Source organism: Eubacterium limosum, assembly GCF_000807675.2.
In the GTDB taxonomy this organism is placed as follows: Bacteria; Bacillota; Clostridia; order Eubacteriales; family Eubacteriaceae; genus Eubacterium; species Eubacterium limosum.
This window is the reverse complement of the sequence record NZ_CP019962.1, coordinates 2,955,228-2,968,165: the sequence shown is the minus strand read 5'-3', so window position 1 is coordinate 2,968,165 and position 12,938 is coordinate 2,955,228. Positions and strand designations below refer to the sequence as shown.

Genomic DNA, 12,938 nt, shown 5'->3' with positions numbered 1-12,938 from the left:
GCCCTTTATGGTTTGGAGAGCACCCAATTCTTTTTACTGCATGAATAAAAACCGGACGATAAACAAAAGCGCCAGAACCGCCGTCACCGGCTGAATTTCTCTGTAGTGCCCGGTCAGAGCCTTTAACAGCACATAGGTAATGAGCCCAAAGGCAATACCGTCGGCAATGGAGAAGGTCAGCGGCATAAACAATAGAGTGACAAAGGCCGGGATCGCCTCTGTGATGTCCGTAAAATCAATGTCTCTGACGGGGCCGACCATCAGCACACCCACAAAGATGAGCGCCGGCGCAGTGGCCGCAGCCGGGATAATCCCCAGCACCGGTGACAGCACCAGCGCCGCCAGAAAGAGTACCGCGGTGACCAGAGCAGTCAGCCCTGTCCGGCCTCCCTCCGAGATCCCAGTGCTGGACTCCACAAAGGTGGTGACCGTAGAGGAGCCCATGAGCGCGCCGGCTGTGGTGGCAAAGGCATCGGCCATCAGTGTACGCTTGAGCGCCGGGAACTCACCCTTTTCGTCCAGCATGCCCGCCTGCTGGGCGGTTCCGATGATGGTCCCCAGGGTGTCGAACATATCGACCAGCGAGAAAGCCACGACCACCATCAGAATATTAAAGAGCGTGCCCACCAGGCTGCCCTCATGAACCAGCGATGAAAAATCCAGATGCAACAGTGAAACCTGGGCCCAGTCCTGGAACTGCAGGCCGATACGGCTGAAATCAATGGATGCCGGCAAGGTGGTGACACCAAGGGGAATTCCGATGATGGCTGTAACAACAATCCCAATGAAAATGTACCCCTTACATTTGCGGGCGTAAAGCACCCCGATGATAATAAGCCCGAGAAGCGCCAGGGCCGCGCCGGCCGTCTCAGGTGTCCAGGACGAAAAATCCACCAGACTCGGGATCGCCGAGGCATTGGCCACTACAGTGCTCTGGCCCACAGCCGCGGACGGGTCAGTTACCAGATAGCTGCCCGGGTCCAGGGTGAACTTGAGCAGCCCTGCGTTCTTCAGGCCGCTGTACGCAATAAACAGGCCGATACCACCCGATATGGCTACCCGGATATTGGCCGGTATCCCCCGCACAATGGCCTCCCGCAGCCCCGTAACCGTTAAAATAATGAACAGCAGGCCCGAGATCAGCACAATGGCCAGCGCCTCGGCGTAGGTTTTGCCCATACCCAGCATAATGGTGTAGGCAAAAAAAGCATTGAGCCCCATACCCGGCGCCTGGGCAAAGGGGACCCTTGCCAGAAAAGCCATGAGCAGCGTCCCCATACAGGCACAGAGGCAGGTGGCCACAAACAGTGCAGACTGTACCGTCTGGGCATCCGCCCCAAAAAAATAAGCGGCATCCACCCCTGCCGGCGCCGAAATAATGGCCGGATTGACAAAAACAATATAGGCCATGGTCAAAAAGGTCGTAAAGCCGGCAATGATCTCGGTCCTGACGGTTGATCCCGAGGCCTTGACCTTCCAGAACCGTTCGATAAAGTTTTCTTTCTCCATTGATACTCCTTCATTTTTTCTTCTTTTTCTTCATTATAACCTCTTTTTTGGTTGTTGAACAGCTTTTTTATAACATGGTGCTTTTGCTGCACAAAAAAAGACGTCCCTGTTACGGGACATCCTTTTAATGCCATATTTCACAATGGTCGAACTGCTGGTCCGGGTACTCGATGACCCCAAGCCCCAGTTCTCTGGCCGCCCGAGCCACCTCGTCATAAGGCACCCCCGGGCAGTACAAATCGGCCGCGTGGCCGGACAGATGCCAGGAGTTTGGGATACCGCCCACCTCGGCGTTGCGTCTTTCACATCGCACGCCCGAGGTGATGATGATGGGCTGGTCAAAATAACACCGCAGCGCTTCGATTTTCTCAAGCAGCTCGGGGTCCATGGCTGCGGGCCAGCCGTCACAGTAGCCCGCGCAGTCGCAGGCGTATTCCGACATAAGGAAGTGTTCCGACGCCCAGGGGCCATTGGTGAGGATGGGGTCCTCGGGCAGGGGGTGGTCGATGACGGCCCCGTCGGGTGGGGGTTCGGGCCCCGGCGGTAACGGTGGCTCTGGTTCTGGTACGCTGGTCTCTGGCGCGCGCTCCTGCTGGGGCGCCGGGGGCGATGGCTGGGGAACTGACGCCTCTGACCCTGTCTGAAAACTTTTTAAAAACACACCACTGGTCACAATGACTACCATGGCTATTAATAGGATAAAAATACGTTTGTGCACGCTTTTCATGGAATCTCCTTTCTGTATCAACGGTTAAGCTTCCACTTAAAAAAGGGCTTTCGCCCTTTTCTACCGCTTCTCTTACTCCACTGCCACGTCGGTCTTGGTGGTGTCTACCCGCACTGCGCCCACGACCTTGGCGAGGGCAAAACCGTCGGGCTCAAAGGCGCCCTGGTCCACGATGGCCTGGGCCCCGGTTTTGATCTCGGCGTCGGTAATGCCGTCCTTGTAATCTGGGATGGTGATTTTATGATCCTTCCCGTCTGCGCGCTGAAAGGTGATGGTTAAATCTTTGCTGGTTGTTGGCATTTTTGTAGTCTCCTTCTTATTTTTAATTTTGTGGTTCTGGTTTACCTGTATTCTTTTTTGTGGATAGTTCATAAACTATCCACTATCCACTCATGAAAAGGGGGGCTTCCGCCCCTTTTTCCCATTACGCCACTTCGATCATCTCTTCGGCCGTCACTTTCACCTGCTTTTCCCGGATGGGCTCCTGCATGCCGGTGATGGCTTTGGCGGTGGCCACAAAGGCGTCGTCGGTCACGCCATCTTTGACGTCGCCGTAGGTCTTGGAGGACTTGACGATCTTGCCTCCCACTTCGCCATGATTGACGGTGATCTTCATCCCTACCGATTCCACTGTTTTTTCAATTGCCATGTGCTTACCTCCTGTTTTTGGTTTCGGCGTTTTTGCCTTACACTCTTACAATGGAAAAAAGGGTGGAAATTTTACAGTTATTTCAAAAAAAATAAAAACAACCAAATTTGCTGCTTTGGTTGTTTTTATTGAAAGATTATTCTTATTGCAGGCGGTGCTTATTTTTCCTCAGGGCTTCTATTCCCCGATGCACGTGTACGCCGGCCAGGCAAGGACTAATGTCCAGTATCTGGGCGATTTCATTCAGGCTTTTTTCCTCAAAGTAGCGCAGCCGGATAACGTCTGCTCTTTCTGCTCTTATTTCTGCGAGCATCTGCTCAAGCACTGCGTTTTTTTCCTGTCTGACCATTTCTTTTTCTGGCGATGGCCCAGCATCTGGATATTGTTCCAGGCTGTTTTCCCCATCCTCCCCACCGCCTGTGACGGCGCGCTCGTTTTCCTGTTGTTTTTTGATGGCTTTGGCCGCATTGACGAAATGATGGAACAGGCGGTTTTTCAGATAAAAGGGGAATACGACGCCTAAATCCGGGTCGTAGGCCTGTACGGCCTCCAGCACGACCAGGGCGCCGTCCTGCAGGGCGTCCTCATAGGCGTCTGTGTCGTAGATGTATTTTTGTATGACGGACAGGATCAGGGGCTTAAAGGTGTTGATCAGCTGCTCTTTAGCTGCTTTGTCATTGTTTTTTGCCTCCTGGACCCAGGTGTCGATCAACGCGTATTTTTCTTTCAATAAGCCTCCTATTCGTCCTCATAGACGTCTGTAATCTCAAGCACAAGGCCGGGAAACCGGTCTTCGACGGCGGCGCTGAGCTCGTTAAAGGCATCCTCGGCCTCCTCGGCGCTGCGGGCGTAAAAGCCTGCTTTCATCTGGCACTCGGCCTCGACCAGGTAGCTTCTTCTCCGTCTTACCACACCGGGGCCAATCCCGTATCGGTTCATGTTTTTTCTCCTTTCTGTTTTTCTTCTCTCGCGGCCCAGATGGCGTTAAAGGCAGCCACGTCGTCGCCGGGGTACTTTGCCCGGATGGCGGCTTTTTCTTCCTCGGTGATCTGGGGCAGCAGATTGAACTGGGGCATAAACGGCGCGTCCTCCTGATTACCATAGGATAGAGAAGTGTGTTTATGATTTATATTTATGAACGGGGACACTCCGGTCACAGGGGGCGGGACAGCTTGTGTCCAGATTTGTGTCACACTGTCCCCTGTCTCTGCCCTGAGGGCTGCCATGCCCAGCCCCCTGTCAAAGGGCACCAGGCGGTAGGTACCTGCCCGCTGGCCTTTGTCCTTTTGGTACGTCACCCGTTTGTGGTCTATGAGGTACCCTCTCTGTCGCAGCAGTACGCGCCGGTCTTTGACACCTAAAAGGGGCATGAGCACTGTGTTGGGTACCTTGAAGTCTACGGGCCAGTGCCAGCTGCCGTCCTCTGCCCGGACGGCAGCTTTGTTGTTGTAATACATGAGCAGGTGCCAGTAGGCCTGAAGCAGCGGGCTCAGGGGGTGCGTCTCCAGCCATTTGTAAAAGGCCAATATTTCGGTCAGGTAATTCATCGGGTGGAAAAGAGCAGGTGCGCAGTGCCGCAGCCCTGGCTTTTTCGCAGCTGCATGATCATGAAGCCGTCCAGGAAAAAGTGCCAGTCCTTTGCCTCGTCCGGGGTGAGCTTTCCGCTGTCGCGGGCGTACTGCAGCAGGTCGCACATGCCGCCGATGTCCACAAACTCCATGACCTCCAACCGCATCGGGTCGTCTCTGGAGGGAAAATGGCGGCGCCACACACCCACACGCCGGTTGTTCCGCAGCTTATCGAGGAAACCGTCCTCATCGTCCAGGCCCAGCAGGGCGGCCAGGTCCTCCATATGCCAGGCCAGGGAGCGGCCGCCCACGATCATGGCGCGCAGGGGTTCATGGCTTTTGCCAAAAATATAGGCGGTATGGCAGTAGCAGGTTTCAAGGTTCAGGCAATCGTGACTCATTGGCGCACCGCCTTGGATGTTGTGCCGTACTCTGCCATGAGGGCTCTGCCAAAGAAATCCTGACCCAAAGGGGTCACCCGGATGCGCAGGCTGTGCAAGAGTTTCCCGGTTCTTTTTTTTCGGTATGGTACTTGTACCGTGATCAGATAGTTTTTTTCTAAGGCTTCCTCGGTGGGTAGGTTCTGGTAAGCGCTGCCGTTGCTGTAGCGGGCATAACCATTGTCCCGCAGCCATTTAAACAGCTGGTTTCTGCCAATATCGACGCCGTACTCCTGCAGCTTTTCGGCCAGCTCCTCCACACTGCACGCCGTGTCTGCCACTGCACAGCCCTCTGGCTCTGGTTCTGTTTTCTTCAGATAGATATTGGCTTTTTCGGCAAATTCCTGCTCCAGGACTTTTATCTGTTTATCCAGAAAGACAAGCTCAATGCCCTTATCCACATCAGGCAGGGTCTCAAAGCTGCCTAAAAGGCGGTCCTCCTGTTTCAGGGCGCACGAAGCACACCATGGCCTCAACACTTTTTTGTCCGTTTCACACTTTGGGGTTGTCTGTTTACGATTCATTGTAAACCTCCTGTAAAATATAATGGTTTGATTTCAGCGGTGCAATTTTTTCTTGCTCCTGCTGATGGTTCTATCTTACAGGAATTTGTGGTTTTAACGGACGCGCGAACGTGTTTTTATTATCATGAATTAAAAATTATTTTTATTCTCTGCCGCCAGCGGTACACGGTGCTCAGCTCACCGTAAAAAGGCATGGTAAGTACGGGCCGGCCGCGGCGCGGTTTCAGAGGTTTTGCGTCCAGTTCATCGTTTTCAAACAAATGTAAAAGGGTCTGGGCCACAGTGAACAGGGTGTGGCGCATCCAGCGCGTTGCAAAAACAGGCAGCACGCGCTGGCGTCTGGCGCAGTGCCCGCACTCGCAGCTGCACACCCAGAGCACGTACAGGTGCCCGTCGGCGTCTTCCACCTCCTTGGACAGGCCGTTGACCACATGGTTTCTGCCGTTTTTTTCCACCAGGCGCAGGGTTTTCTTTTTGAGCGCGCGCCTGCAATAGCGGCAGACATGGCCGCTGTGGCCGTGGTAGATGAGCTCGGTCAAGTGCTCTCTGCCGTCTTTGGCCACATAGCCGGTATCCACGGCCTCAAAGAGCTCGTAGTGCTTTTTGAGGTAGGTCTTAATATCTAAATTCAGTGCTTTCAGCAGGTCTCTCAAACGTTTTGCAAATGCCATTTTTTCTCCTTTTTCTCGCTTTTTTGTGCAAAAAACACCGAAGACCACATACGTATATCGGTATGTGGCCTTCGGTGTTTTGATGGGTGACAGCCGTTGTCCCATTTTCTGCTATTTTATTTTACGTGAATTTTCTTTTTATGCTGTGCCGCGGCCATGCAGACTGTCAGAATAAGCGCAGCCACTGCCATGCCCACCACCCCGATTTCTTTCAGGGTCATGGGGTTGCCTGTGACAGGGTTCCTGACCTCTGTCTGGACAGGATTCTCAGTGAGTGGGCTTTCCTGGGGCGCTGAATTTTCTGGTGGCGTTGGCGCAGGTGTCACTGTGGGCTCGGGCGTTGGCGTAGGTGTTTCGGTAACGATCAGCTGCAGCTCGGTGCCTCTCACCTCGTCGGCCAGCACGGGCGCGCTCAGGCTGGCGGTCAGAACCAGCAGGAGAGCCAGAATGGAAAGAAGCTTTTTCATGGCGCTCTCCTACTGCACGCTCAGGGTGAAGTTCAGGGTGCCTCGGTAGGTGCCGGCTTTGGCCTGGGCCAGACGGGTGCTGTCCACTTCCACGTTCACGTCGATGGCGGTGCTTTCGGTCAGGGTAGTGGTTTTGGCGGTTTGGTCGGCGCCGAAATGGGCGTTGTAAGCCAGGGTTTCCACACCTTTCTCACGTGTCAGGGTATCGCCGCTGAGGGTACAGGTGAGACTGGTGCCGGGCTCCAGGTTCAGACTGGTGGCACTCAGGGCGCCGATGGTGTTGGTGCCGCCCTTCAGGCTTTTGTCCTCGGTCATGGAGGCTGGGATAACCACGGTGTAGGTGGCATCGACCTGAGCCCGGAGGTCGGCGGTGCCGGTGGTGGCGGGGCTTATAATATCACCAGCCAGGACGGGCGCTGCGCCAAAGGCCAACAGGGCGGTGAGGGCCAGCGGGATGAGGGCTTTTTTGATTTTCATGGTGATCTCCTTTTTTCTTGTCAGGATTTAATAATGGAAAATTGAGAATGGAAAATGGAAAATTCTGGTGCAAATCTGCTTTTGCAGATTTGATCAGAACGGCCTGCGGCCATTCTTCCCTTCAAAATGCGCGGCATTTTGCTCTTTTAATTCTCCATTCTCCATTTTTTTATGGGGTTTTATCTGCGACGGTGCAGGTAAAGGTCAGTGTGTCGGAATAATTGCCTGCGCCCATGGTGGGGGCGTTGACGATGAGGGTGCTGCTGACCGTCTCGGTACTGTTGTTTGCAAAGCTGGCGATGGTGCCACCGGGTCTCAGGGCTGAGCCGGCAGCTGGGGTGATGGTGTAGGGCAGCTTGACGGACGAAAGCGCAGCGTTGGTCATTTTAAAATCATTGTTTTCACCGGAAACGGTGACGTTGAGCTGTTTTCCGGGTTCCAGGGTGACGCCCTTTGCGCTCACGTTAAAGGTTTTAGTACGCGCGGCTTCCTCGGCGGTGCCGGTCAGTTTTTCAAACTTCAGGGTATCACTGTCCGGGATGGTGATGGTGTAGGTAGTGTCCACGCTGGCGGTGACGCTGGTGTCGCCGGTATTTGTGTAGGTCGGTGCTGCTGTTCCCTGTTCGATCTCGGTCGCCAGAGCCGGGGTGGCTGCGAGGGCCAGCAGGGCGGTGAGGACCAGCGGGATGAGGGCTTTTTTGATTTTCATGATGGTCTCCTTTTTATGGGGTTGGTGCTGCGACAGTGCAGGTGAAGGTGAGAGTGCCGGTATAATCGCCGGAATGGACGGGTGCGTTTTTCAATTTGACCTTGCCATTGACAGTTTGTGTTGTGGAAGGCTTTCCTGCTTCAAAATCTTTAAAAGTTCCTCCGGTAGTGACGCCTGTTCCGGTGGTATCCACCGTATTATAGACATTGTATCCTATGATCCCGCCAGCGGCTGTGTCAATGGTAAAGGCTTCGCTCGTTCCATCGCCTTTTACTGTAACATTCAGATTTTTATCGGCTGGAATGACAACACCGGCTGCGCTGACGGTCAAATCTTTAATCAAAGCGTCACCGGTTGAATCCTTAGTCAATTTTCCGAAATCAACTTTTTCTGGAATGGTGACCGTGTAGGCATTATCGACTGCTGCGTTCACGGCTGAACCAGCGGTTGTGGCTGGCGAGACAATGGTGGGGTCTGCTGCCAGCGCGGGAGCGGCCAATGTCGCGGTGAGCAGGCAGGCAAGGGCTAGAGTGGTGAGTGTTTTTCTGATTTTCATTCTTTTATCCTCTCTTAGATTTTATTTGACGACCAGCTCGGTGTTGATGACGGCGCCGTTCATGGGGCTTTGGTCTTTCAGGCTGGTGGTGGTATAGGTGAGCGCCGCGGGGTAGGTACCGGGCGGCGGTGTGACGGTTAAGGCTGGATTCTGGATGCCGGTGCCGGGTTTAAATTTGCCGGAATGCCAGAGCTCTTCGCCGGTGTCGGTCCGTGTGAGGGTGAGCTCAAAGGTGCAGCGGTTGCCCTCGGGGTTTTGGAACACGGTGTTCACCGTACCGGTGGCGCTGTCCACAGTTAAGGTGGGATAGCCGGGGATCTGGATGCCGTCTGGCGCGGTCTGTCCGGCTGGGGTGGGCGTCAGGGCGACCACGTTGGGCTCCAACTCCAACGGGTCGGGACGATGGGTCACCAGCCAGGCGATCACGCCGCCCGCAGCGGTCAGCAGTACCAGCAGCACAATAATCAGGATGTTTGTCTGTTTTTTCATGAGCTCCTCCTACTTGCTGTCCACCACGTTGACGGTGAAGGTCAGGGTGCCGGTGTAGCTGCCGCTGTACTTGATCTGGGTTTGGTCGAGGCGCAGGGTGCCGGATTGGGCGCTTGGTAAACTGCCGCCCGCGGCTTTTTCCCATTTATTTACAAGGGTCGCCCCTGCGGCATCTAAAGCACTACCTGTGGCACTGGCGCCTTGATAGACCTGATAATTCAGGGTGTCGCTTGAATCTGAACCGGTCAGCTGATAATCAGTGCCGGTGCTGGGACTGGTGCCGCCGTCTTTCACCATGACGCTCAGGCCGCGGCCGTCGGTCAGGTTGGTGAGGGTTGTCGGTATGACTTCAAAGGTTTTGTCATTGTACTGCCCGCTCCCCGCTGGCTGGTAGGTTGGGCTGTCAAAATCCACTTTTTCCGGGATGGTGATGGTGTAGGTGGGCGGGGGCAGGAGGGTGGCGGTGCTGCCCCATGTTCTAATGTAGTTCCGGCTGTAGACCGTGGAATCCGTCCCTGCTTTTAGCTCGATGGGCGGGTTGCTCGCCTCTGTGGTGGCGGGCAGGTAAAAATAAAGCTTACCAACATCCATGGTTACCACGTCTTTTACGCCGTAGCCGTTGGTCAGGGTGTTGGGATCGGCGCTGTCGGTACTGGTGATGGCGGTTCCATCACTCACGGCGCTCTCGCCCACGGTGAGGGTGTTGAGATAGACGATGTTCCCACTGCCGTCTGTCTGGGTGCCGCCGCTACCCCTCCATCCTGCGCCGATGCTAGATGCCTTGATGCTGCCCCCAGTGATGATGACATTTCCGCCATTTCCTTCCCGGCCGCCACCGATGTCTGCCGCGTAGTCGCCGCCCTTGGCGACGACCGTACCGCCGCTGATGGTGACGTTTTTACCGGCTTCTCTAATGTTGCCGCCGATACCTGCTCCATAACTGCCACCGTTGGCCGTAACACTGCCGCCGCTGATGTTGACATTGCTGCTGTTGATACCGGCTTTTTCAGTTCCACCCTCAGCGGTTAGTGTCCCCCCGCTCACATTAACCGTACCGCCTTTAATGCCGGAATCCCGCTCTCCCGTAGCCTTGACCGTGCCGCCTTCAAGTTTAAAAGTGCTGCCGATTTGAATGCCGGCCGAAGTCAAGACAGCATTAGCGCTTACATTACCGTTCTTTACGGTGAGTGTGTCGGCATAAATGCCTGTTCCCGGTCTTCCTCCGTAAACCGTAAGGCTGCCCGCATCATCGGCGCTGTCAATGCTGACATCTGTGTTTTGTGTTGCATTCAGTCCGGCGCTCCAGTCACCACTTTTCAGTGTATTGCTGCCTGAAAGCATCAAATTGACGTTCGCACCTGTTCCCGCACCCGTGCCTGCCTGGATACTAAAGGCGCAGGCATACGATTGGCTGCTTACGTCGATATTGACCCCATTTAGGGTGATGGTCTTTTTCGTACCGCTCACCGGGTTGCCATTGTAGTCGCCCATGACGTTGACGATATTGGCAGTAGGTGATTCGGCTGTACCGCCGCTCAGGGTGTAATTGCCGGCGTAGCTCTTTTTGGCGCTTGTATCCGCGCTGTTTCCCCGCATGTAGCCGTCGTTCCAGATGTACAGGTTGCCGCCCTGGGATAGGTCGATGTCGCCGGCAAAGGGGTTGAGTGTAGCTGAACCGCTTACCTTCCCCACATAGTCTGTTCCACCCGCGGTGACGGTGACCGGAGTGTTATCCGTGATGCTGTCTGGCAGGTAGAAATACAGCTTGCCCTCAATGTCGGTGCGCACGTCCTTGATGCCGTGGGAGATTGTAAAGGCATCGATGGCCGCATCCGTAACGGGACTTCCGCTACTATCCTTTAAAGTGAAAGTTTTGAGATAGACGTTGTCGCTGCCATTTGTCAGACTGCCGGAGTTGGAGCTGCCGCTGCCATGGCCGATATTTTGGGCCCATTGCGAGTCAGCAGTGGCGTGAACGCTGCCGCCAGTGATGATTACCGTACCGCCAGCGCCTTCTTCAGGGCGCCCAGAATTTTTATATTTGCCGCCGCCAATGCCTGCACCGCCGCCTTTGCCGTTAGCTATGACCGTGCCGCCGGTGATGGTGATCCTGCCGCCGTAACCCCGAAACCCGCCGCCGATACCCGCTCCACCAGCGCCGCCGCTATTGGCGGTAACGTTGCCGCCATTGATGTTGACAGGGCCGCTGCCTACGAGGGGGCCGTCATCCTTATTGCTGCCGCCTCCGATGCCCGCCCCATAACTAGCGCCGGTGGCCGTGACCGTACCACCATTAATCGTAATCGTGCCGCTGCCTTGTTGATAGTTGCCTCCAATGCCCGCTGCATAACCACCACCGGTTGCTGTAAGGCTGCCGGCATTGTCTGTACTGTCAATGGTAACGGCCGCGCTCCCAGGCACGTTCAGTCCAGCGCCACTCCTGCTTGCCAGGATGTTATCCCCTGCCAGCATCAGGCTGACGGCGACATCGTTTTGAATGGCAAGGGGGGTATCTGCCTCGATATTTACGCTGTCCAGAGTTATGGTGGCATTACCAGCGGCCACAATGCGATTGCCGGTAGCCGTGGCGGGGTCGGTATTGCTGATGGTCAAGGGTGTACTCGTCTTAACGGTGAGCACACTGCCGCTATAGGTATAATCTGTCCCTAATGTTCCACCCGTCACGGTAAACTCGCCTGCTGTCGCTGCCTTTACCCCTGCCGGCCACAAAAACACCGCCGCCAGGGCGCAGAAAAATACGGCGGTGAGCAGGAGCCGCTTGTCTTTGAGCTTTGCCTTCATCTTCTATATCCTCTCTTGATCTCTCAGGTTATTTTAAGCTTTTTCAGGAATTTACGCCGTTAAGTTGGGAACTTAACGACAGCTTAAAGAGAATACTGATGTTTATTTCAAAAAACCTCCCCTATTTGGGGGTGGCTTAATTTCCTATTTTGTTTTTTATTTAACACTTGCAGATTTCTCACCCTTATGCTATTCTATTAATAATATTACTTATATTTTTGCCGTTAAGTTCCCAACTTAACGGTATTTTTTATTGCATTTAAAAATATTCGTTGATCTTTTCCATCTGCTCCCGCTTGAGCTTTGTCGCGCTGTGGCTATAGCAGTTCATGGTAAAGGCCACGCTGCTGTGGCCCAGCAGGTCGGACACGGTGCGCATGTCGGCCCCTGCCTCCAGGGCCCGGGTGGCGAAGCTGTGGCGCAGGCTGTGGAAGGTGACGCCTGAGCTCAGGCCGTGCTCGGCTTTCAGCTTATCGAAGCGGCGCTCGATGGTGCGCGGGTCGTAGGCGCTGCCGCCCGGCGCGGCGATGAGGGGCGCGGCTGCTGGCTGCCCCTCGCGGTCTTCCATATATCGGGCCAGTACGGCGACAAAGGCTCTGGGCAGGGGGATGTCCCGCCGGCTGCGCCGGGTTTTGGGCGTGGTATTCTTAAGGGGGGTGTGGCCGTCATGGCCGTCATAGACGCGCTGGCTGTTGCGCCGCACCCGCAGGACGGCGGCCTCCAGATCGATGTCTTTGTGCCGCAGGCCAGCCACCTCGCCCAGGCGCAGCCCGGTGGCCAGTGCCAGCAGCACGGCCATGTCCAGCGGGGCGGCGCTCTGTCTGAGCCGGGCGGTCAGGGCTTTCTGCTCGCTGTAGGTGAGCACTTCCTTTTCCTTTGGTTCCATGGTTATTTTGGGCATGTTGGACGCTTCGGCCAGCCCCTTTGCCTCGGCCTCCCTCAGGATGGTGTGCACATAGGTGAGGATATCCCGCACGGTTTTATGGGCCAGGCGCTCGGCCAGCTGCACACTGAAGGCTGGCAGCATGGCCCCCACCTCACTTATGGGGATATTCCCCAGAGATGGCAGGATGTGAGCGCGCTCATAGCTTCGGTAGGTCTTGAGGCTGCTGCTCTTCACCTTTGGCACACGCCGGGACAGCCATTCTTTCATGGTTATTTTTTCGATCATTTGATCAGGCTCCTTTACTTTTTATCTGCCTTTGGACCGTTATACCCAAATGGCTTTTAACTTCATAATTTTTCCGGACATAAATCTGGATTAAGACATAAAGACAGCCCGGTTTTCCACACTGTGAAAAACCGGGCTGTCTGTTTTTATTATTAAGGAAATTTTAAACGGGATGCGAC

17 protein-coding genes are annotated in these 12,938 nt (G+C 55.0%); all 17 read right to left on the bottom strand.

Features of this window, described 5'->3' with window-relative positions; all coding sequences use genetic code 11:
• Positions 1-33: 33 nt before the first annotated feature.
• Positions 34-1,509 (bottom strand): NCS2 family permease, encoded by a 1,476-nt coding sequence (locus B2M23_RS13875; protein ID WP_038350691.1) that lies wholly within the window; start codon positions 1,507-1,509, stop codon positions 34-36.
• Between the two features lie 124 nt (positions 1,510-1,633).
• A complete protein-coding gene (locus B2M23_RS13870; protein ID WP_052237022.1) occupies positions 1,634-2,236 on the bottom strand; it encodes a YcbK family protein in 603 nt (200 codons plus the stop codon).
• Positions 2,237-2,308: 72 nt separating this feature from the next.
• Entirely contained in the window at positions 2,309-2,536 is a 228-nt protein-coding gene (locus B2M23_RS13865) for a DUF2922 domain-containing protein (RefSeq protein ID WP_081571236.1), read from the bottom strand.
• Positions 2,537-2,660: 124 nt separating this feature from the next.
• Complete coding sequence (locus B2M23_RS13860) at positions 2,661-2,885, bottom strand: DUF1659 domain-containing protein (protein ID WP_038350692.1); 225 nt, start codon at positions 2,883-2,885, stop codon at positions 2,661-2,663.
• Positions 2,886-3,027: 142 nt separating this feature from the next.
• Complete coding sequence (locus B2M23_RS13855) at positions 3,028-3,615, bottom strand: RNA polymerase sigma factor (protein ID WP_167617920.1); 588 nt, start codon at positions 3,613-3,615, stop codon at positions 3,028-3,030.
• 8 nt (positions 3,616-3,623) lie between these two features.
• A complete protein-coding gene (locus B2M23_RS13850; RefSeq protein WP_038350695.1) occupies positions 3,624-3,824 on the bottom strand; it encodes a hypothetical protein in 201 nt (66 codons plus the stop codon).
• A complete protein-coding gene (locus B2M23_RS13845; RefSeq protein WP_052237023.1) occupies positions 3,821-4,432 on the bottom strand; it encodes a hypothetical protein in 612 nt (203 codons plus the stop codon). Before B2M23_RS13845 ends, B2M23_RS13850 begins: the two co-directional genes overlap by 4 nt.
• On the bottom strand, positions 4,429-4,854 hold the full coding sequence (locus B2M23_RS13840; protein WP_038350696.1) for a hypothetical protein: 426 nt from the start codon (positions 4,852-4,854) through the stop codon (positions 4,429-4,431). The genes B2M23_RS13845 and B2M23_RS13840 overlap by 4 nt, the downstream gene beginning before the upstream one ends.
• On the bottom strand, positions 4,851-5,417 hold the full coding sequence (locus B2M23_RS13835; RefSeq protein WP_038350697.1) for a phage antirepressor KilAC domain-containing protein: 567 nt from the start codon (positions 5,415-5,417) through the stop codon (positions 4,851-4,853). Before B2M23_RS13835 ends, B2M23_RS13840 begins: the two co-directional genes overlap by 4 nt.
• Before the next feature lie 122 nt (positions 5,418-5,539).
• The gene (locus B2M23_RS13830) at positions 5,540-6,088 is read right to left on the bottom strand and encodes a hypothetical protein (RefSeq protein ID WP_038350698.1); all 549 of its coding nucleotides are present in this window, start codon (positions 6,086-6,088) and stop codon (positions 5,540-5,542) included.
• A 116-nt stretch (positions 6,089-6,204) separates the two neighbouring features.
• Complete coding sequence (locus B2M23_RS13825) at positions 6,205-6,555, bottom strand: hypothetical protein (RefSeq protein WP_038350699.1); 351 nt, start codon at positions 6,553-6,555, stop codon at positions 6,205-6,207.
• A gap of 9 nt (positions 6,556-6,564) precedes the next feature.
• Complete coding sequence (locus tag B2M23_RS13820) at positions 6,565-7,032, bottom strand: hypothetical protein (RefSeq protein WP_038350700.1); 468 nt, start codon at positions 7,030-7,032, stop codon at positions 6,565-6,567.
• 169 nt (positions 7,033-7,201) lie between these two features.
• Positions 7,202-7,741, bottom strand: a complete 540-nt coding sequence (locus B2M23_RS13815; protein WP_038350701.1) for a hypothetical protein — start codon at positions 7,739-7,741, stop codon at positions 7,202-7,204.
• Between the two features lie 13 nt (positions 7,742-7,754).
• Positions 7,755-8,297 carry a hypothetical protein gene (locus B2M23_RS13810; RefSeq protein WP_013379554.1) on the bottom strand — a complete coding sequence of 181 codons (543 nt, stop codon included), beginning with the start codon at positions 8,295-8,297 and terminating at the stop codon, positions 7,755-7,757.
• Positions 8,298-8,318: 21 nt separating this feature from the next.
• Positions 8,319-8,786, bottom strand: coding sequence for a hypothetical protein (locus B2M23_RS13805; protein WP_052237024.1), 468 nt, complete (start codon positions 8,784-8,786; stop codon positions 8,319-8,321).
• Positions 8,787-8,795: 9 nt separating this feature from the next.
• Entirely contained in the window at positions 8,796-11,588 is a 2,793-nt protein-coding gene (locus tag B2M23_RS13800; protein WP_038350702.1) for a beta strand repeat-containing protein, read from the bottom strand.
• Positions 11,589-11,847: 259 nt separating this feature from the next.
• Positions 11,848-12,759 (bottom strand): tyrosine-type recombinase/integrase, encoded by a 912-nt coding sequence (locus B2M23_RS13795; protein WP_013379551.1) that lies wholly within the window; start codon positions 12,757-12,759, stop codon positions 11,848-11,850.
• Positions 12,760-12,938 lie beyond the last annotated feature (179 nt).

What these genes read in the sequence shown, in the direction of transcription:
- B2M23_RS13870 (WP_052237022.1), bottom strand. Translation starts at nt 2,236, where the DNA reads ATGAAAAGCGTGCACAAACGTATTTTTATCCTATTAATAGCCATGGTA.
- B2M23_RS13810 (WP_013379554.1), bottom strand. Translation starts at nt 8,297, where the DNA reads ATGAAAATCAGAAAAACACTCACCACTCTAGCCCTTGCCTGCCTGCTC.
- B2M23_RS13830 (WP_038350698.1), bottom strand. Translation starts at nt 6,088, where the DNA reads ATGGCATTTGCAAAACGTTTGAGAGACCTGCTGAAAGCACTGAATTTA.
- B2M23_RS13825 (WP_038350699.1), bottom strand. Translation starts at nt 6,555, where the DNA reads ATGAAAAAGCTTCTTTCCATTCTGGCTCTCCTGCTGGTTCTGACCGCC.
- B2M23_RS13845 (WP_052237023.1), bottom strand. Translation starts at nt 4,432, where the DNA reads ATGAATTACCTGACCGAAATATTGGCCTTTTACAAATGGCTGGAGACG.
- B2M23_RS13865 (WP_081571236.1), bottom strand. Translation starts at nt 2,536, where the DNA reads ATGCCAACAACCAGCAAAGATTTAACCATCACCTTTCAGCGCGCAGAC.
- B2M23_RS13840 (WP_038350696.1), bottom strand. Translation starts at nt 4,854, where the DNA reads ATGAGTCACGATTGCCTGAACCTTGAAACCTGCTACTGCCATACCGCC.
- B2M23_RS13820 (WP_038350700.1), bottom strand. Translation starts at nt 7,032, where the DNA reads ATGAAAATCAAAAAAGCCCTCATCCCGCTGGCCCTCACCGCCCTGTTG.
- B2M23_RS13835 (WP_038350697.1), bottom strand. Translation starts at nt 5,417, where the DNA reads ATGAATCGTAAACAGACAACCCCAAAGTGTGAAACGGACAAAAAAGTG.
- B2M23_RS13795 (WP_013379551.1), bottom strand. Translation starts at nt 12,759, where the DNA reads ATGATCGAAAAAATAACCATGAAAGAATGGCTGTCCCGGCGTGTGCCA.
- B2M23_RS13860 (WP_038350692.1), bottom strand. Translation starts at nt 2,885, where the DNA reads ATGGCAATTGAAAAAACAGTGGAATCGGTAGGGATGAAGATCACCGTC.
- B2M23_RS13815 (WP_038350701.1), bottom strand. Translation starts at nt 7,741, where the DNA reads ATGAAAATCAAAAAAGCCCTCATCCCGCTGGTCCTCACCGCCCTGCTG.
- B2M23_RS13800 (WP_038350702.1), bottom strand. Translation starts at nt 11,588, where the DNA reads ATGAAGGCAAAGCTCAAAGACAAGCGGCTCCTGCTCACCGCCGTATTT.
- B2M23_RS13805 (WP_052237024.1), bottom strand. Translation starts at nt 8,786, where the DNA reads ATGAAAAAACAGACAAACATCCTGATTATTGTGCTGCTGGTACTGCTG.
- B2M23_RS13850 (WP_038350695.1), bottom strand. Translation starts at nt 3,824, where the DNA reads ATGAACCGATACGGGATTGGCCCCGGTGTGGTAAGACGGAGAAGAAGC.
- B2M23_RS13875 (WP_038350691.1), bottom strand. Translation starts at nt 1,509, where the DNA reads ATGGAGAAAGAAAACTTTATCGAACGGTTCTGGAAGGTCAAGGCCTCG.